Here is a 16726-nt window from a genome sequence, read left to right as displayed (position 1 = left end):
GGGCCGGGGGAACGTGCCCCGCCCGCGCCGGTTGCGCAGAGCCCAGGGGTACGGGGGGAACCCCGGCTCATGCGCGGCCGATGACCAGTCGGCTCGATATGTACTGCGCCGCCGGTTCGAAAAGTGTTACAGGCAGGTCAGCACATGTGTCAGCGGCCGGTGCGCAGGTCGACCGAACCCCGCGGAAGCGTCGGCGTCAGGGTCGGGGCCCGGAGCGTCCCGCCCCCCAGCTGGGTGTCGCTGCGCTTGCCGCCGGCGCCTCCGTCGTCGAGCACCGACTTGCAGTAGTCCGGGATCCGGGTGAGTCCGTTGGCCAGACGCGAGAGCCGTTCGCGGCGCGCCTCGTCGAGCCGACCCGCCTTGAACTCCGTGCAGAGGTCGGCGACCTTGAGACGGGTCTCACCGTCGCGGTCGCGGTCCTTGCCGCCCGTGGTGCCGCCGCCGAAGGTGTCCCGGTCGATGTCCTTGCCACCGATACCACCCGTGGCGCCGGTGCCGCCCTGCACGTCCTTGCCCGCGCCGGCCGTCGCCGAGGAACCCGCTGAGGCGCCGGCGCCCGCGCCGGTCCCGGGTGTCGCGGCGCGCCCGTCCGTACCGGGCGGCTGCGCCGTCCCCGTGGCGGACGTCGGATTCGAGCCATTCGGCTGCGGGGTGAGGGTCGGCTTCGGACCGGCGCTCGGCGCTCCGCTGCCGATGCCCGGAGCCGGGTCCTCGCCGGCGCTCACGGACATCGCCGGACCGGGTCCCGCGCTGTCGACCCGGGACCGCTCCAACAGCCCGGCGCCCGCCGCGGCGGCCAGTCCGCCCACGGCGACACTGGCCAGGGCCGCCGCCAGGCCGAAGCTCACGGCGCGGCGACGCCGGGGGGCGGGCACGGGAACGATGCGGCCGAGATCGACCAGGGGTTCGTCGGACGGGGCCGCCGCGTCGGCCGCCACGCCGGGCGCCGCGACCGGGCGCGTGCCGCCGCGGGCCGTACGGAAGGCGGCCACCGCGGCGGCCTCACCGGGCAGTTCCGCGCCCGCGGGCAGCGGCGCGTTCACGCCACCCAGGACGTCCAGGGCAGCACGGAGCCGGGCCGCCTCCTCGCGGGCACGCTGATCGGCGGCCGGCCCCACAGGTTCCACCGGTTCGCCGCGCAGCAGTTTTTCCGCAGCGGCTTCGTCCAGCCACCTGTTGCGCTCGTCGGCCATCACATGTCCTTCTGCGTCCGCCAACGTGAATCCGTCACACCGGTTTGTTCTACGAAGCCCCCGCCTCGGCCGCGTTGCGCGGGTACGGCGTCGAGATCCCTCCCGCCTCCGGCGCCCCAGGCCTGGCCACGGGCATTATGGCCGACCGCCGCGCCCGGATCCGAGCCGGTGTCCGGGTCCGGCGCGGAGCCGCCCTCGGGGCCGAGCAGCTCGGCCAGCTTCTTCAGGCCCCGGTGGGCCGCGGTCCGTACGGCGCCGGGCCGCTTGCCCAGGGTCTCGGCCGCGCTCTTGGCGTCCAGGCCGACCACGACCCGTAGGACGACGGCCTCGGCCTGGTCCTGCGGAAGCTGCGCGATGAGCGCCATGGTCCGGCCGGTGGAGAGGGCCTCCATGGCCGCGCCCGCGGTGTCGCTCTCGGCGGCCCAGCTCGTCAGCTCGGTGTCGTCGCCCCCGATGGCGGGGCGGCGGCCGCGCATGCGGATGTGGTCGAGGGCGCGGTTGCGGGCGATGCGGGCCGCCCAGCCACGGAAGCGGTCGGCGTCGCCGGTGAAGGAGTCGAGGTCGCGGGCGATCTGCAGCCAGGCTTCGGAGGTCACGTCTTCCGCGTCGCCGTCCCCGACGAGCGTGCGTACGTACCCGAGCAGCCGTGGGTGCACGGCGCGGTACACAGCACGGAACGCGTTCTCGTCGCCGTCCTGTGCCGCGAGCACCGCGGCGGTCAGCTCCGCGTCGTCCCCCAGCAAAGTCCCCAACCCGTTCACTGTCCTGTACGTGTGGCGCAAATCAGCACGTTACGGCTTTCAAGCACCTCTCGTCCACGAGTGATACAACGTGCAACCAATCCTGTGCGGAGCGAGGTGTGACACAAAACGCACCCGAGGCGCTGACATGGGTACGGGCTTGTCGCACGAGCCCGTGACGGATGGCGACCGGGGCCTCTCCTGTGGGGGGTGGCGGCCTCGGTCGCCCTCCCCTTCCCAGGCCCCTCACCATGCCTGCCCGTGACGCTCACGTCATCCTTTCGGCTCACTTCCGGGTGAAATCCCCGTATCGGTACGCCACAGCCTGCCCTGCGTCGATAGCGTGGCGGTACACCCCCGCCGCGCCCCGAGGAGCCCCCTGCTGTCCAGCCACCTTCCGGCACAGGCCCCAGGGCGCACCTCCCGGACCGGAGCCGGGGGACGTTCCGATCCTTCGCACGGCTTCGGACTGATGCGGTTCAACGCCCTGTCCCCCGATGTCGCCCAGGCCGTCCTGCTGCAGTGCTGCGGGAGCCGGCGGTGGGCGCACCGGGTGGCGGCGCACCGCCCCTACCCGGATCCCGGCGCCCTGCTCGCCGCCGCGGACGAGGCCTCGTACGACCTCTCGCAGGGCGATCTGACCGAGGCGTTGGCCGCGGAGCGCTCGGCCGAACTGGACCACGGGGCTTCGTACGCCGCCCTGCTGGCCCTCGACGCGGCCCACGCGGAGTACGAACGGAAGTTCGGCCACGCCTTCGTGATCTGCCTCGACGGACACCCGCCGGAGGAGCAGGCCGACCAGCTGTTGGGCGCGATCCGCCGCCGGATGGGCCACGAGGTCGACGAGGAGCGCTCGATCTCCTCGGACGAGCTACGGCGTGTCGCGCAGGCCCGGCTCCGGGATCTGACACGCCGGCTGACCTCGCCGGATGGGCTGACTGCCACGGAAATCGGGCTATTCGCCCCTGTGGGATAGCCCGTACGTGCCTGTTTGATCACACCGATGGCCCCCGCGCAAGGGAACCGACAAAGCGTCGCTACGATGTCCGGGGCCGGAGGACCGTACCCGGCCGGGCCCGACCGACAAAGAAGCCGGCTGGCCCCCGCCCCGCTTCCGGAGGGTTTTCCGTGCCGGCTGGAACGTTGTACCGCGGCCGGGAAGGAATGTGGTCCTGGGTGGCTCATCGAGTCACCGGCGTCCTCATTTTCTTCTTCCTGTTCGTACACGTCCTCGACACCGCTCTCGTCCGCGTCTCCCCCGAGGCGTACGACGATGTCGTGGCTACCTACAAGACTCCGATCGTCGCGCTGCTGGAATACGGCCTCGTCGCCGCCATCCTGTTCCACGCGCTCAACGGTCTCCGTGTCATCGCCGTGGACTTCTGGTCCAAGGGCCCGCGCTACCAGAAGCAGATGCTCTGGACCGTCGTGGGCGTCTGGATCGTGCTGATGGTCGGGGCTCTCTACCCCGTCCTGGGCCACGCCTACCTTGAACTGTTCGGGAAGTGACACGCATGTCTTCTGACACTTCTTTCGAAAAGGGCGTCGGTGACGTGGAGGGCGTGTCCCTCTACGACGTCGAGAACCCGGCGCCTTACATCGAGGCCCCGCGCAAGCGGACCGGCAAGACCCCGCGCTCGACCCGCGGGAACTTCGAGATGGTCGCGTGGCTCTTCATGCGCCTCTCGGGCATCGTGCTCGTCGTCCTGGTCATCGGCCACCTGCTGATCCAGCTGGTGCTCGACGGCGGCGTGTCCAAGATCGGTTTCGCCTTCGTGGCCGGCCGCTGGGCTTCCCCGTTCTGGCAGGTCTGGGACCTGCTGATGTTGTGGCTGGCCATGCTGCACGGCGCCAACGGTCTGCGTACCGTCATCAACGACTACGCGGAGCGTGCCAACACGCGGCTGTGGCTGAAGGGCCTGCTCTACACCGCCACGGTGTTCACCATCCTTCTGGGCACGCTGGTGATCTTCACCTTCGACCCGAACATCCGCTAGGCAACGGGGCTGAGGCGAAACCAATGAAGATCCACAAGTACGACACCGTCATCGTCGGCGCGGGTGGCGCGGGCATGCGCGCCGCCATCGAGTCGACGAAGCGCAGCCGCACCGCGGTGCTGACGAAGCTCTACCCCACCCGCTCCCACACGGGCGCCGCGCAGGGCGGCATGGCCGCCGCGCTGGCCAACGTGGAGGAGGACAACTGGGAGTGGCACACCTTCGACACGGTCAAGGGTGGTGACTACCTGGTCGACCAGGACGCCGCCGAGATCCTGGCGAAGGAGGCCATCGACGCGGTCCTCGACCTGGAGAAGATGGGCCTGCCGTTCAACCGCACCCCGGACGGCACCATCGACCAGCGCCGCTTCGGCGGCCACTCCCGCAACCACGGCGAGGCGCCGGTCCGCCGGTCCTGCTACGCCGCGGACCGCACCGGTCACATGATCCTCCAGACGCTGTACCAGAACTGCGTCAAGGAGGGCGTGGAGTTCTTCAACGAGTTCTACGTCCTGGACCAGCTCCTGGTCGAGGAGGACGGCGTCAAGAAGTCGGCCGGTGTGGTCGCGTACGAGCTCGCCACCGGCGAGATCCACGTGTTCCAGGCCAAGGCCGTCATCTACGCCTCCGGCGGCACCGGCAAGTTCTTCAAGGTGACCTCCAACGCGCACACCCTCACGGGTGACGGCCAGGCGGCCTGCTACCGCCGCGGCCTGCCGCTGGAGGACATGGAGTTCTTCCAGTTCCACCCGACGGGCATCTGGCGCATGGGCATCCTGCTGACGGAGGGCGCCCGCGGTGAGGGCGGCATCCTCCGCAACAAGGACGGCGAGCGCTTCATGGAGAAGTACGCGCCGGTCATGAAGGACCTCGCGTCCCGTGACGTCGTCTCGCGCTCCATCTACACCGAGATCCGTGAGGGCCGCGGCTGCGGTCCGGCCGGTGACCACGTGTACCTGGACCTGACGCACCTGCCGCCGGAGCAGCTCGACGCGAAGCTCCCGGACATCACCGAGTTCGCGCGCACCTACCTGGGCATCGAGCCGTACACGGACCCGATCCCGATCCAGCCCACCGCGCACTACGCGATGGGCGGCATCCCGACGAACGTCGAGGGTGAGGTCCTGGCGGACAACACCACCGTCGTCCCGGGCCTGTACGCGGCCGGCGAGGTCGCGTGCGTGTCGGTGCACGGCGCGAACCGCCTGGGCACCAACTCGCTGCTGGACATCAACGTCTTCGGCAAGCGCTCCGGCATCGCCGCCGCGAAGTACTCCCAGGAGAACGACTTCGTCGAGCTCCCGGAGAACCCGGCGCAGCTCGTCGCGGACCAGGTCGAGCGCCTGCGCAACTCCACGGGCAACGAGCGGGTCGCCGAACTGCGTCTGGAGCTCCAGGAGACGATGGACGCGTGCGTGATGGTGTTCCGTACGGAGCAGACCATCAAGACCGCGGTCGAGAAGATCGCGGAGCTGCGCGAGCGCTACAAGAACGTGTCCGTCCAGGACAAGGGCAAGCGCTTCAACACGGACCTGCTGGAGGCCATCGAGCTGGGCAACCTGCTCGACCTGGCCGAGGTCATGGCCGTGTCCGCGCTGGCGCGCAAGGAGTCCCGCGGCGGTCACTACCGCGAGGACTACCCGAACCGCGACGACGTCAACTTCATGCGCCACACCATGGCGTACCGCGAGGTCGGCGACGACGGCAAGGACTCCGTCCGGCTGGACTACAAGCCCGTCGTCGTCACCCGCTACCAGCCGATGGAGCGTAAGTACTGATGGCCACCCCCACCCTGGACAAGATGGAGGCCGCGGCCGCGGCCTCGCCGTTCATCACGGTCACCTTCCGGATCCGCCGGTTCAACCCGGAGATCTCGGACGAGTCGGTCTGGCAGGACTTCCAGGTCGAGATCGACCCGAAGGAGCGCGTGCTCGACGGTCTCCACAAGATCAAGTGGGACCTCGACGGCACGCTGACCTTCCGCCGCTCGTGCGCGCACGGCATCTGCGGCTCCGACGCGATGCGGATCAACGGCAAGAACAGGCTCGCCTGCAAGACGCTGATCAAGGACATCAACCCGGAGAAGCCGATCACCGTCGAGGCCATCAAGGGCCTCACGGTGATGAAGGACCTTGTCGTCGACATGGAGCCCTTCTTCCAGGCGTATCGCGACGTGATGCCGTTCCTGGTCACCAAGGGCAACGAGCCGACGCGTGAGCGTCTGCAGTCCGCCGAGGACCGCGAGCGCTTCGACGACACCACCAAGTGCATCCTGTGCGCCGCGTGCACGTCCTCGTGCCCGGTGTTCTGGAACGACGGCCAGTACTTCGGCCCGGCGGCGATCGTCAACGCGCACCGCTTCATCTTCGACTCGCGTGACGAGGCCGGCGAGCAGCGGCTGGAGATCCTGAACGACAAGGACGGTGTGTGGCGCTGCCGCACGACCTTCAACTGCACCGACGCGTGCCCGCGTGGCATCGAGGTCACGAAGGCGATCCAGGAAGTCAAGCGTGCGCTGATCACGCGCCGCTTCTGACCTTCCGGTCCGTGTGTGCGAGGGCCCCGTCCCCGGTTCGTCCGGGGGCGGGGCCTTCGCCGTTCCCTTCCGGCCATCAGCCGCCCACCGGCGCGACGAGCCTGACCAGGAAGCCGTTGCGCTCGAACGCCTTCAACGCCGGGTCGGTCCGCCGCCGCGGGTCGATGCGGCGCGGCGCCCGCAGCGCGTAGCCGTTCAGGGTGCGCTCGCCCCCGACGGCGGTCAGGGACCCCTCAGGGTCCGGTGGGGGGCTTCCCTCATGGCCGGTCGATCTTCACCGCAGCAGACTCGTGGGCATGACGAAGACCCCGTACGCAGCGCCCGCCACCGCCCGCCCGGCCCGCTGGACCACTCTGGTCCTCACCGGCGCGGCCCTCGCGTCCGTCACCGTCGGAGCCGTCCTGCCGGCCTCGGCGGCCGAGCCGCATGCCGCACCGGTGACCGGCACCGTCCGCGGGCACCACCCGGTCGACACCGCCGCCCTGACCGCACTGATGGAGCCCGGCCCGATGGCGAGCGGCACCCTGGTCCGGGTCGGCGGGACGGGCCCCACCTGGACCCGGGCCACGGGCCCGCTGTCGCAGGACCCCGCCGCGAACTTCCGGATCGGCAGCATCACGAAGCTGTTCACCTCCACCCTGGTCCTGCAACTCGTCGGCGAGGACCGCTTCACCCTGGCCACACCGGTCCAGGAGCTGCTCCCGGGGACCCTCCCGGCACACTGGAAGCCGATCACCGTCGGGCAGCTCCTGAGCCACACCAGCGGCATCCAGGAGCCCTGCGTCGCCTTCGGGCCGGGTGAGGCCCCGACCCCGGCGCAGGTCGTCGCCCACTGGACCGATCCGAGGTGCGCCGCGCCCCGGTACCCGGTGCGCGCGCAGCAGTACAACGGCGTCAACCACTTCCTCCTCGGCATGGTCGTCGAGAAGGTCACCGGCCGCTCCTACGCCGACGAGGTCCAGCGCCGCATCGCCCGCCCGCTCGGGCTGCGCCACACGTACTCCCCGAAGCCCGGGGACCGCTCCGTCCCCGGGCCGGTGCTCGCCGACGGCGACGAGATCGAGCCGTGGGCCTGGGCGGAGGGCGGCATGGTCTCCAACGCCCCGGACCTGGAACGCTTCATGACCCACCTGATGCGCGGCCGGCTGCTCAGGCCGGCCCAGCAGCGGGAGTTGTTCGCCATGCCGGCGCTCTCCGAGGGCGCGGTGGACCGTTTCAGCGCGGGCGGGCTGCTGCGGAGCGAGATCGACGGCACGGTGGTCTGGGGCAAGACCGGCTCCATGGGCCGTTCCACGAGCGGGGTGTTCGCCACCGAGGGTGGGCGGCGCACGGTCGTCTACTCCCTTCTTCCGGCAAGCAGGGACCGCGAGTTGACGCGTCGACACCTCATGTCGCTGGTGGGCGCGGCGCTCTGACCTGGTTGCGGGACCGGGGGGACGGGGCGCAAGTCCCTGTGGAAGGATCGACGGCATGAGCGAGCAGCAGCCGAATCCGTACACGAGCGACCCCGCCGGCCAGGGCGGTCAGCCCGGGATGCCCGCGACCCCCGACCAGGGCGACTACAGGTGGGGGCCCGGCGAGGCCAGTTACGGCTACCCGCAGCCCTACCCGGCGCCCCCGGCCTACCAGCCGACCATCGGCGGCGCGGGCATCCCGGCCCCCGCGTACAACGCTCCCGCCCCGGTCGGCGGAGCCGGTCTGTCCCTCGGTGACATCACCGTGGCCGGGGACCAGATCATCACCCCCTCGGGCAACATGCCGCTCAGGGGCGCGATGTGGAACGCGACCGACTTCTCGCGCACCGAGGAGAAGATCCCGCCGCACGCGATCGTGCTGGCGATCATCTTCTTCCTCTTCTGCCTGCTCGGCCTGCTCTTCCTGTTGATGAAGCAGAAGACCACCACCGGCTACATCCAGGTCACGGTCACCAGCGGCGGCCGCCACCACTCCACGATGATCCCGGCGGTGGACGCGTACACCTACCAGTGGGTGATGGGGCAGCTCAACTACGCGCGCTCGCTGAGCATGTGAGGCGTGCGCTCCGCCGGGCGGCCCCTGAGCCGGCCCAGCGTGTAGCCGCCGGCCGTCGGGTCCAGGGGCCGGGTGGCCTCTTTGAAGAGGTACTCGGCCCGCTCGTAGGAGAGCCGGCGCCGGCCCGTCTGCGGACACAGGTCGGCGGGTGCGGGTGTCCGGCCCGGTCCGGGCCGCCGCTCGGAGAGGAACACCGGTCCCCGGGTCCGACCCGCCAGCAGCGCGGGCAGCAGGCGTGCGGTTCCCGCGCGCCAGCTCACCCAGGTGCGGCCGGCCGGGGCACGCCGGTCCTCCAAGTCCAGGTCCTCGACGTTCAGTGAGAGGACCGTCTTCACGGCGGCCCCCGACTCGTGCAGGAGCCGCCACAGCGTGCGTTCGCGCAGCGGCAGGTCCGGGTCGTCCCAGAGCGTGTCGAGCCGGGCGGGGTCCGGCGTCGGCGCCGGGGAAGCGGTCTCCGGGCGCCGCTCCAGTTCCGCCGCGAGGTCGTCCAGGCGGGCCCAGGAGCCGAAGGACCGCACGGCCGAGCGGTGCCGGTTCCAGGTCCTGGCCGCCGCCCCGCCCCAGGCCGTCGCGAAGACGCCCGCCACCTGGTCGGCGGTCAGGGAGGCCAAGGGGTGCCGGTCGCCGAGGGTCAGGCACAGCCGCCGCAGGGTCTGTTCGTAGGAGCGGACCGTCGCCGCGGCCGGCTCGTCGCGGGCGAGGAAGGCGCGAGCGGCCTCCCCGAGCGTGGGACCGGCCGGGACCGTGTCGGTGACGGCGTCCGCGCGCCGCTCCAGGAACGCGCGCTCGGCGGCGTTGCGGGTGAGGGCGGCCGCCCGGTGGAACTCCAGCCGCGCCTCGTGCCGCCGGTCGAGGCGCGCCAGCAGGTCACCCCTGACGCTCGGGAGCAGGTGGTAGTCACGCAGTGCGGGATCGGCGAGCAGGGAGTCGACCAGGTCCAGGCCGGCCTGGGGCCCGTGGGCCATCCCGAGCGACACGGCCCGGTTGAGTTGGACGACCGGGGTCGGCAGCAGCCGCGCCAGGGCCTCGTACAGGCCTGCGATCCGGACCCAGTCGGTGTCCTCGGCGGTGGGGGCCTGGGCGTGGCACACGGCTATCGCCGCCTGGAGGAGGTACGGGCCCGGCGACGTACCGCCGACCTGACGGGCGCGCAGCATCGCGGTGAACCCGCGTCGGATGAGCAGTTGGTCCCAGCGTCCGCGGTTCTGCTCGTGCAGCTGTACGGGTTCACCCGACGGGCCGGTGCGCGCGGCCGAGCGGGAGGCCTGGATCTCCATCAGGGCCACGAGCGCGTGGGCCTCGGCCTCCTGCGGCGCGAGTTCCGCCAGCAGCCGGCCCAGCCGCAGGGCTTCGAGGCAGAGCCCGGGTCGCATCAGATCGTCGCCCGAGGTCGCCGAGTAGCCCTCGTTGAAGATCAGGTAGATGACCTCCAGGACGGACGAGAGGCGTCCGGTCAACTCTCCCTCGTCGGGCAGGTCGAAGGGCACGCGCCGCTCGGCCAGGGTCCGCTTGGCGGCGGCGATGCGCTGGGCGATCACGCTTCCGGTGACGAGGAAGGCGCGGGCGATCTCCTCGGCCGTCAGGCCGCCGAGCAGCCGGAGGGTCAGCGCGGCCCGGGCCTCGGTCGGCAGGACGGGGTGGCAGGAGATGAGCATCAGCCGTAGGACGTCGTCCTGTTCGGGTTCCCGGTGCTGTTCCAGCTCGTGGGCGAGTTGCTCCTGCTTGTGCGTCAGCCGCCGGTCGCGTCGGATGTGGTCGACGGCCCGTCGCTTGGCGGTGGTCGTCAGCCAGGCGCCGGGGTTGTCGGGGATTCCGGAGACGGGCCACTGTTCGAGTGCGGCGACGAGTGCGTCCTGGGCCAGTTCCTCGGCGAGGCCGACGTCGTGGACCATCCGCGTGAGCCCGGCGATGATCTTCGCGGACTCCAGCTTCCAGACGGCGTCGATCGTGCGATGGGTGTCCGGCACGGGCACGATCACAGCACCGGCCCCGGCTCGTACGCAAGCCGGGGCCGGGCATTCCGTACGGGTGCGGCGGCGCCCGCGGGTCAGGGGCCGAAGACCTGCTGGACCACGCTCTCGCCGTCACCGACGATCCCGCGGAAGCGGCGGGCCAGTTCGACGGCCTCCTCCCGGGAGCGGACCTCGATCAGCGCGAAGCCTGCCACGGCCTCCTTGGCCTCGGTGAACGGCCCGTCCGTCACGGTGATCTCGTCGCCGAGCGAGGTCACCAGGACCCCGCCCGGCTCCAGGCCGCCGGTCGCCAGCAGGACGCCGGCCGCGGACAGCTCCTCGATGAACCGGCCCATCTCGGCGTACAGGTTCTCGTCGGGAGCGGTGTCGGAAGGCCGGGTCGTCATCAGGTAGCGCATGGGGTCCCTCTCGTCGGTCGTGCGGTGCTTGCGACAACACGTCGAACAAGGAGATGTGACAGGGAACGGTCGCCGTTCCCTGTCACATTCGCGGATCGACGTGTCGGCGAGAACCGGAAAGACCGACCCGAGAGGCATCCACCATGACCACCACCTCCTCCCCCACGTCCCGCCCCCGTACCGGGACCGACACCCGGACCGACACCCGGACAGCCACCCGCTCCCTGCTCGCCTGTGCGGTCGTGGCGACCCCTGTGTGGGCGGCCGTCGCCCTGTCCCAGGCGGCTCTGCGCGAGGGCTTCGACATCACCCGCCACCCGTTGAGCGCGCTGAGCAACGGATCCCTGGGGTGGCTCCAGATCACCGACTTCCTGGTCGTCGGAACCCTGCTCGCCCTGGGGGCGACGGGCCTGCGACGGGCCCTGCTCGGCGCCCCCGGAGGCACGTGGGTGCCGCGACTGGTACGCGTCGCCGGGTTCGGCATGATCGCCGCGGGGGTGTTCGTCATGGACCCGGCCGACGGCTTCCCGGTCGGCACCCCTCACGGGCAACCGGCCGCCCTCACCTGGCACAGCTACGCCCACTTCGCCGCCGGGTCGATCACCTTCCTCGCCCTGATCGCCGCCTGCTTCGTCCTGGGTCGCCACTTCGGCCGCGCCGGCGACCGCCGGTACGCGCTGCTCTCCCGCGTCGGCGGCACGGCCCTGCTGCTCGGCAACGGCTGGGCCATGGGCGGCGGCCCGGCCGGCACGCTCACGCTGGCCGTCGGGGTCATCACCGCGATGCTCGCGCTCTCCCTGGCGGCGGCGCGGCTGCGCGGTGCCCGCTGAACATAGCTTGAACTTGTTCAAAAAGAGGCCTACAGTCATCCCTGTCAGCAGTTTGAACACGTTCAAAGGGGCTGGGGACAATGGACCTCACCGTCGTCACGTACGTCATCTACCTGCTCATCAGCATCGCCCTCACCGTCTGGGTGGCGCGCACCCTCAGCCGTAACGGCCGCGTCTTCATCGGCGACGTCCTGCACGGGAACGAGAAGCTCGCCGACGCGGTCAACCAGCTCCTGGTGGTCGGCTTCTACCTCGTGAACATCGGCTTCGTCACCCTCTACCTCCGGTCGAGCGAGGAGATCCTGACCCCCCGGGCCCTCTTCGAGGCGCTCTCGGTCAAGCTCGGCGTCGTCCTGCTGGTCCTCGGGGTCATGCACCTCGGGAACGTGTGGGTGCTGAACAAGATGCGCCGCCGGGGGATCATGGAGCGCCAGCAGACCCCGCCCGTCCCGCCGCAGGCGTGGACCGCGCCGGTCGGGGCCTGAGCCGTGCCGACCGCCACCGCCGCCGTCCGGCGCCTGACCGTCCTCTACGACGCCGACTGCCCGCTCTGCGTCCACATCCGGCACTGGCTGCTCGCGCAGCGGTGGCTCGTCCCGCTCGCCCTCGTACCCGCCGGGTCCTGGGAGGCGCACCGGCGGTTCCCCCGGCTCGACCACCCCTCGACGCTCCGGGAGATCACCGTCATCGGGGACTCGGGGCAGGTGTGGACCGGGACGGACGCCTTCATCGTGTGTCTGTGGGCGCTGGCCGAGCACCGGCCGAAGGCGAACTGGCTGGCCACCCCGGCCGGCCGGCCCTTCGCCCGGGCGGCCATGCATACGGCCTCCGCCTGGCGGCAGGCCGTGCGTACCGAGGGTCGCCCCGAGGGCGCCGAGGGACCGGCCTGTGACGACCAGTGCCCCGTCCCCCGATAGGCTCATACACCGTGACTGATCAGAAGGCTCCCAAGAGCGAGCAGACCCGCACGCTCATCCTCGAAACCGCGCTCCGCCTCTTCCAGGAGCGCGGCTTCGACAAGACGACGATGCGGGGTATCGCGAAGGAGGCCGGCGTCTCGGTCGGCAACGCCTACTACTACTTCGAGTCGAAGGAACACCTGGTCCAGGGGTTCTACGACCGGATCGGCGCCGCCCACCAGGCGGCGGTCCGGCCCATCCTGGACAACGAGACCGACCTGCAGAAGCGGTACGCGGGCGTGTTGACGGCCTGGCTCGACATCGCCGCCCCGTACCACGAGTTCGCCTCGCAGTTCTTCAAGAACGCCGCCGACCCGGAGAGTCCGCTCAGCCCGTTCTCGCCGGAATCGGAGGCGGCGCGCCAGGCCGCGATCCGCATACACCGAGAAGTACTGGCCGGCGCGAAGACCAAAGTGCCGGCCGAGCTGGCCGACGTACTGCCGGAGCTCATGTGGCTCGCACAGATGGGCCTGGTCCTCTACTGGGTCTTCGACCGCTCCCCGAACAGCGAGAAGACGCGGCGGCTCGCCGAGCGCGGCGCGCAGCTGACGACGCGGGGCATCATCCTGGCCCGGTTCCGGGTGCTGCGGCCGCTGGTGCGGGAAGTCCACGAGCTGTTCGCGGACTTCCTGCCGGGCATGGCCCAGACGGCCACGGCGGGGGCCCGGCGCAGGGCCTCGGACCCGTACCCCGAAGCGGACGCGGACGGCGCCTGAGCGCCGCCGGGAACTCGACGGCCGGGCGGAAGTGACGCCTACAGCCAGTCGAGTTCCCACAGCCGCCAGACGCCGGTGCCGTCGGACAGGTACTGGGCTCCGGTGACGTCCTCGCGGGACATCACGTAGTCCTTCTTCTGCCAGATCGGCACCATCGGGGCCTGCTGGGCGACCAGCTTCTGGAGGTCGCGGAACTCGGCGGCGGCCTCGCTCCGCTCCGAGTGGGACTGGGTGCGGGTGATCAGCTCGTCCACGTGCTTGTCGGAGAAGCCGTTGTTCATCGACGAGTCGGCGCCGACCAGCGGGGCGAGGAAGTTGTCCGCGTCCGGGAAGTCCGCGATCCAGCCGATGGTGTAGGCGTCGAACTCGCCGGCCGCGTACCCCTTCTGGAAGTCGCTCCACTCCTCGACCGGCTTGATCGTCACCTGGAAGAGGGCGGTGGCCTCCAGCTGCCGCTTGATCTCCTCCGCCTCGGGCAGGTTCGCGCCGCGTACGTTCACACCGAGGTTGAGGTGGACGGCCGCGTTGATGCCGGCGTCCTTGAAGAGCTTCTTGGCGGTGGCCACGTTCGGCGCCGGGTAGGCGTCGAAGAACGGCGTGCTGTGGCCCGCGATGCCCGCCGGGACCAGGGAGTACAGCGGGGTGACGGTCCCCTTGTGGATCTCGACGGCCACCTTGGAACGGTCGAGCACGGCGGCCACGGCCTGGCGGACGGCGAGCGGGGCCGCGGTGGAGCCCGGGCGGACGTTGAAGACGACGGATCGGGTCTCGCTGCCGCCGGAGGCCTGGTACCGGGTGTCCGGCAGTCCCGGGTTGAGGCCGGCCAGCACGGCGGGCGGCATGTCCCGGTGGGCGACGTCGATCTGGCGGGACTTCCAGGCCTGGTCGAGCTGCTCGGAGTCCTTGAAGTACTTGACGGTGACGGCCGTGTGCGCGGGCTTGCCCTGGCCCTTGTACGAGCCGTTGGGCTTGAGTTCGACGCTCGTACCGGCCTTGTACTCGCCCAGCGCGTACGGTCCGGAGCCGTCGACCTTGCCGTCCTCGCGCAGGGACTTCGCCGGGTACTTGTCCTTGTCGACGATCGCCGCGGCGCCCGTCGCGATCTTGAAGGGGAAGGTGGCGTCGCCGGCGGAGAGGTTGAAGGTGACCGTGCGCCCCTCGGCCTTGACCGACTCCAGGGTGTTGAACAGGGGAGCCGGACCCTGGTCGGAGTTGATCGCCTTGATGCGGTCGAAGGAGTACTTGACGTCCTCGGCGGTGATGGCGCGACCGCCCGTGAACTTCACGTCGGGGCGGAGTTCGCACGTGTAGACCGTGAGCTTCTGACCCACGAACCCGCAGGAGGCGGCGGCGTCCGGGACGGGGGCGTCGGAGCCGGGCTTGATGGTCAGCAGCGATTGGTAGATGTTGCTGAACAGGGCCCAGGAACCGGCGTCGTACGCCCCGGCGGGGTCGAGGGAGGAGACGACGTCACTCGTCCCGACCCGGACGGCACCCCGACCGTTCCCGTCCCCGGGCAGCAACTGCCAGGCACCCACGCCGGCCACGCCGAGGACGAGCCCGGCCGCGATCATCTTCGAGCGGACAGACCGCATCCCCTGAACCCCACCCCATGTCCCGATGACAGCGATGCGCTGTCCGATTAACGGTCATCCCATCACGGAATATCAGCCACCGGAAGGCGAGTTGAGGAGGATCGCCGCGACGTTCGGTCCGGATCAGGCCTGAAATGAGGCGAGTTCGACGACGGTGATGTCGGACGGCGCTCCCACCCGGACCGGCGGTCCCCAGGCTCCGGCCCCGCGGGACACGTAGAGCTGGGTGTCGCCGTAGCGCTCCAGACCGGCGACGGTGGGGTTGGCGAGCTCCGCGAGGTAGTTGCCGGGCCAGAGCTGGCCGCCGTGGGTGTGGCCGGAGAGCTGGAGGTCGACGCCGTGGCGGACGGCGTCGTGGATGACGACGGGCTGGTGCGCGAGGAGCACGGCGGCCCGGGTCCGGTCCCGGTCCCCGAGGGCCGCGCCGAAGTCGGGGCCCTCGCCCTCCAGCTCGCCCTGGATGTCGTTGACCCCGGCGAGGTCGAAGTGGGGCAGCTCCTTCCGGGCGTTCTCCAGCGGGTTCAACCCCAGCTCGCGGACGTGGTCGATCCACTGCTGGGCGCCGGAGAAGTACTCGTGGTTCCCGGTGACGAAGAACGAGCCGTGGCGGGCGGCGAGCCGGCGCAGCGGCTCCGCCGCGTGCCCGAGGTCGGGGACGCTGCCGTCGACGAGGTCGCCGACGATCGCGATGAGGTCGGGCTGGGTGCGGTTGACCGTGTCGACGATGCGCTGGGTGTGGGCACGGCCGAGCACCGGGCCGAGGTGGACGTCGCTGACGACGGCGATCCGGAAACCGTGTGCCGCGCGCGGCAGTTTGGCCAGGGGGACCGTCACCCGCTTCACGCTCGGCCCGCGCAGCACCCCGTAGGTCCCGGCCCCGACCGTGCCGAGGGCCACGGCGGCGGCCGCCCCGCCGACCGTACGGGCGACGAACCGGCGCCGGCTCAGCCCGTCGGCCACGACGGGGCGCTCGGTGGCGACCGGGGCGGCCGCGGGCGCCGCCGCGGCGGGCACCTCCACGGGCTCGGGCCGCTCGACCACCGGTGCGGCGGAATCACGGTGGGCCGTACGGCGGAGCGCCAGCGCGCGGATCGGCTCCGCGACCAGCATCGTCAGGGTCAGGTAGAGGAGTACCGCGAGCCAGAGGTACCCGGGCCAGGCCACCGTCTGCTGGAACCAGAAGGGGGCGCCCGCGCGGCCCGCGGTGAGCGCGGCCGCAGAGAGGAGGGGCAGGGCGATGGCCAAGGCCGTACCGATGCGCCGGGCCCGGCCGCCGGGGGTGGTGGTGTCGCGGACCAGGCGGATCCAGAGCCAGCGGTGGACCAGGACCAGCAGGGCGCAGACCGCCAGGGCGACGAGGGCGAAGATCAGGATCGTCATGCCGAGGTGTCCGCATCCGGACGATCCCCGCGGACCCCACGATCGGCACGGTCGGCACGACCGGCGCCGTCCGTACGTGATTCACGCCGCAGGGCGAGGACGGCGCGCAACCCGAGCACACCGACCGCCGTCCCCAGAAGGAAGGAGGTCACCGCGAGCGTCAGGTGCACCCAGAAGTAGGACGTGGGATCGCCCGCCGCATCGAAGGCAAGACCACTGCCGTTCTTCCACAGGTTCCGGACGAAAGACACCCAGATGAACCAGCTCCACACGCCGAAGGCGAGCAGGAACCAGGAGGCGGTACGGCTGAGTCTCATGCCTTCAGTATCGGATTCGTCCCCAGGACGGACGCGCCGGGGTGGGCTGTCCCGGGGGTGG

The 16726-nt window shown here is 71.0% G+C and carries 18 protein-coding genes; 11 read left to right on the top strand and 7 right to left on the bottom strand.

Translation table 11 applies throughout. The annotated features are described in order from the left end of the window. Positions 1-149: 149 nt before the first annotated feature. Positions 150-1193: a hypothetical protein gene (locus tag ACGFYY_RS10315; protein WP_393708126.1), complete on the bottom strand. Its 1044-nt coding sequence runs from the start codon at positions 1191-1193 to the stop codon at positions 150-152. Further along, on the bottom strand, positions 1193-1936 hold the full coding sequence (locus tag ACGFYY_RS10310; RefSeq protein ID WP_365272869.1) for an RNA polymerase sigma factor: 744 nt from the start codon (positions 1934-1936) through the stop codon (positions 1193-1195). The genes ACGFYY_RS10315 and ACGFYY_RS10310 overlap by 1 nt, the downstream gene beginning before the upstream one ends. Before the next feature lie 469 nt (positions 1937-2405). Here ACGFYY_RS10310 and ACGFYY_RS10305 point away from each other — a divergent pair, with 469 nt between their 5' ends. The 7 genes from ACGFYY_RS10305 to ACGFYY_RS10275 all read left to right on the top strand — a co-directional run bounded on the left by ACGFYY_RS10305 (position 2406) and on the right by ACGFYY_RS10275 (position 8497). After that, positions 2406-2909, top strand: coding sequence for a 2-oxo-4-hydroxy-4-carboxy-5-ureidoimidazoline decarboxylase (locus ACGFYY_RS10305; protein WP_393708124.1), 504 nt, complete (start codon positions 2406-2408; stop codon positions 2907-2909). Positions 2910-3061: 152 nt separating this feature from the next. Next, positions 3062-3442: a succinate dehydrogenase, cytochrome b556 subunit gene (gene sdhC / locus ACGFYY_RS10300; protein WP_365272814.1), complete on the top strand. Its 381-nt coding sequence runs from the start codon at positions 3062-3064 to the stop codon at positions 3440-3442. Between the two features lie 5 nt (positions 3443-3447). After that, positions 3448-3930 (top strand): succinate dehydrogenase hydrophobic membrane anchor subunit, encoded by a 483-nt coding sequence (locus tag ACGFYY_RS10295; RefSeq protein ID WP_109784026.1) that lies wholly within the window; start codon positions 3448-3450, stop codon positions 3928-3930. Between the two features lie 23 nt (positions 3931-3953). Beyond that, positions 3954-5708, top strand: coding sequence for a succinate dehydrogenase flavoprotein subunit (sdhA, locus tag ACGFYY_RS10290; RefSeq protein ID WP_365272810.1), 1755 nt, complete (start codon positions 3954-3956; stop codon positions 5706-5708). After that, complete coding sequence (locus ACGFYY_RS10285; RefSeq protein ID WP_136229770.1) at positions 5708-6466, top strand: succinate dehydrogenase iron-sulfur subunit; 759 nt, start codon at positions 5708-5710, stop codon at positions 6464-6466. Before sdhA ends, ACGFYY_RS10285 begins: the two co-directional genes overlap by 1 nt. 296 nt (positions 6467-6762) lie before the next feature. Continuing rightward, on the top strand, positions 6763-7881 hold the full coding sequence (locus tag ACGFYY_RS10280) for a serine hydrolase domain-containing protein (protein ID WP_393708120.1): 1119 nt from the start codon (positions 6763-6765) through the stop codon (positions 7879-7881). Between the two features lie 55 nt (positions 7882-7936). After that, positions 7937-8497 (top strand): hypothetical protein, encoded by a 561-nt coding sequence (locus tag ACGFYY_RS10275; protein ID WP_365272804.1) that lies wholly within the window; start codon positions 7937-7939, stop codon positions 8495-8497. On the opposite strand, the gene ACGFYY_RS10270 is transcribed toward ACGFYY_RS10275, so the two are convergent. Both ACGFYY_RS10270 and ACGFYY_RS10265 read right to left on the bottom strand, forming a co-directional pair. Next, positions 8473-10464, bottom strand: coding sequence for a DUF6596 domain-containing protein (locus tag ACGFYY_RS10270; protein ID WP_393708117.1), 1992 nt, complete (start codon positions 10462-10464; stop codon positions 8473-8475). The genes ACGFYY_RS10275 and ACGFYY_RS10270 overlap by 25 nt on opposite strands. Before the next feature lie 80 nt (positions 10465-10544). Continuing rightward, positions 10545-10868: a YciI family protein gene (locus tag ACGFYY_RS10265; RefSeq protein ID WP_393708115.1), complete on the bottom strand. Its 324-nt coding sequence runs from the start codon at positions 10866-10868 to the stop codon at positions 10545-10547. Between the two features lie 143 nt (positions 10869-11011). Between ACGFYY_RS10265 and ACGFYY_RS10260 the strand changes: the two genes are divergently transcribed. The 4 genes from ACGFYY_RS10260 (at position 11012) to ACGFYY_RS10245 (ending at position 13373) form a co-directional block, all read left to right on the top strand. Then, the gene (locus tag ACGFYY_RS10260; RefSeq protein WP_393708113.1) at positions 11012-11698 is read left to right on the top strand and encodes a DUF998 domain-containing protein; all 687 of its coding nucleotides are present in this window, start codon (positions 11012-11014) and stop codon (positions 11696-11698) included. A gap of 80 nt (positions 11699-11778) precedes the next feature. Continuing rightward, complete coding sequence (locus ACGFYY_RS10255; protein WP_150258867.1) at positions 11779-12183, top strand: hypothetical protein; 405 nt, start codon at positions 11779-11781, stop codon at positions 12181-12183. Positions 12184-12186: 3 nt separating this feature from the next. Further along, entirely contained in the window at positions 12187-12615 is a 429-nt protein-coding gene (locus ACGFYY_RS10250) for a DCC1-like thiol-disulfide oxidoreductase family protein (protein WP_365272801.1), read from the top strand. A gap of 11 nt (positions 12616-12626) precedes the next feature. After that, positions 12627-13373: a TetR family transcriptional regulator gene (locus ACGFYY_RS10245; RefSeq protein ID WP_393708110.1), complete on the top strand. Its 747-nt coding sequence runs from the start codon at positions 12627-12629 to the stop codon at positions 13371-13373. Between the two features lie 38 nt (positions 13374-13411). On the opposite strand, the gene ACGFYY_RS10240 is transcribed toward ACGFYY_RS10245, so the two are convergent. The 3 genes from ACGFYY_RS10240 to ACGFYY_RS10230 form a co-directional block, all read right to left on the bottom strand. Next, positions 13412-14968: an ABC transporter substrate-binding protein gene (locus tag ACGFYY_RS10240; RefSeq protein WP_393708108.1), complete on the bottom strand. Its 1557-nt coding sequence runs from the start codon at positions 14966-14968 to the stop codon at positions 13412-13414. 123 nt (positions 14969-15091) lie between these two features. Beyond that, positions 15092-16348: a metallophosphoesterase gene (locus tag ACGFYY_RS10235; RefSeq protein ID WP_393708106.1), complete on the bottom strand. Its 1257-nt coding sequence runs from the start codon at positions 16346-16348 to the stop codon at positions 15092-15094. Then, a complete protein-coding gene (locus ACGFYY_RS10230; RefSeq protein ID WP_365281148.1) occupies positions 16345-16665 on the bottom strand; it encodes an SCO4848 family membrane protein in 321 nt (106 codons plus the stop codon). The genes ACGFYY_RS10235 and ACGFYY_RS10230 overlap by 4 nt, the downstream gene beginning before the upstream one ends. Between the last annotated feature and the right edge of the window lie 61 nt (positions 16666-16726).

The organism is Streptomyces sp. NPDC048331, from assembly GCF_043201215.1.
Classification (GTDB): Bacteria; Actinomycetota; Actinomycetes; order Streptomycetales; family Streptomycetaceae; genus Streptomyces.
Note: the sequence above shows the minus strand (reverse complement) of the source record. Positions and strands in the feature narration are given on the sequence as shown.

Bases quoted from the DNA above. Each gene is read 5' to 3' on its own strand.
- ACGFYY_RS10315 (WP_393708126.1), bottom strand. From the start codon at position 1,193: ATGGCCGACGAGCGCAACAGGTGGCTGGACGAAGCCGCTGCGGAAAAA.
- ACGFYY_RS10305 (WP_393708124.1), top strand. From the start codon at position 2,406: ATGCGGTTCAACGCCCTGTCCCCCGATGTCGCCCAGGCCGTCCTGCTG.
- ACGFYY_RS10295 (WP_109784026.1), top strand. From the start codon at position 3,448: ATGTCTTCTGACACTTCTTTCGAAAAGGGCGTCGGTGACGTGGAGGGC.
- sdhA (WP_365272810.1), top strand. From the start codon at position 3,954: ATGAAGATCCACAAGTACGACACCGTCATCGTCGGCGCGGGTGGCGCG.
- ACGFYY_RS10285 (WP_136229770.1), top strand. From the start codon at position 5,708: ATGGCCACCCCCACCCTGGACAAGATGGAGGCCGCGGCCGCGGCCTCG.
- ACGFYY_RS10280 (WP_393708120.1), top strand. From the start codon at position 6,763: ATGACGAAGACCCCGTACGCAGCGCCCGCCACCGCCCGCCCGGCCCGC.
- ACGFYY_RS10275 (WP_365272804.1), top strand. From the start codon at position 7,937: ATGAGCGAGCAGCAGCCGAATCCGTACACGAGCGACCCCGCCGGCCAG.
- ACGFYY_RS10265 (WP_393708115.1), bottom strand. From the start codon at position 10,868: ATGCGCTACCTGATGACGACCCGGCCTTCCGACACCGCTCCCGACGAG.
- ACGFYY_RS10260 (WP_393708113.1), top strand. From the start codon at position 11,012: ATGACCACCACCTCCTCCCCCACGTCCCGCCCCCGTACCGGGACCGAC.
- ACGFYY_RS10255 (WP_150258867.1), top strand. From the start codon at position 11,779: ATGGACCTCACCGTCGTCACGTACGTCATCTACCTGCTCATCAGCATC.
- ACGFYY_RS10240 (WP_393708108.1), bottom strand. From the start codon at position 14,968: ATGCGGTCTGTCCGCTCGAAGATGATCGCGGCCGGGCTCGTCCTCGGC.
- ACGFYY_RS10235 (WP_393708106.1), bottom strand. From the start codon at position 16,348: ATGACGATCCTGATCTTCGCCCTCGTCGCCCTGGCGGTCTGCGCCCTG.
- ACGFYY_RS10230 (WP_365281148.1), bottom strand. From the start codon at position 16,665: ATGAGACTCAGCCGTACCGCCTCCTGGTTCCTGCTCGCCTTCGGCGTG.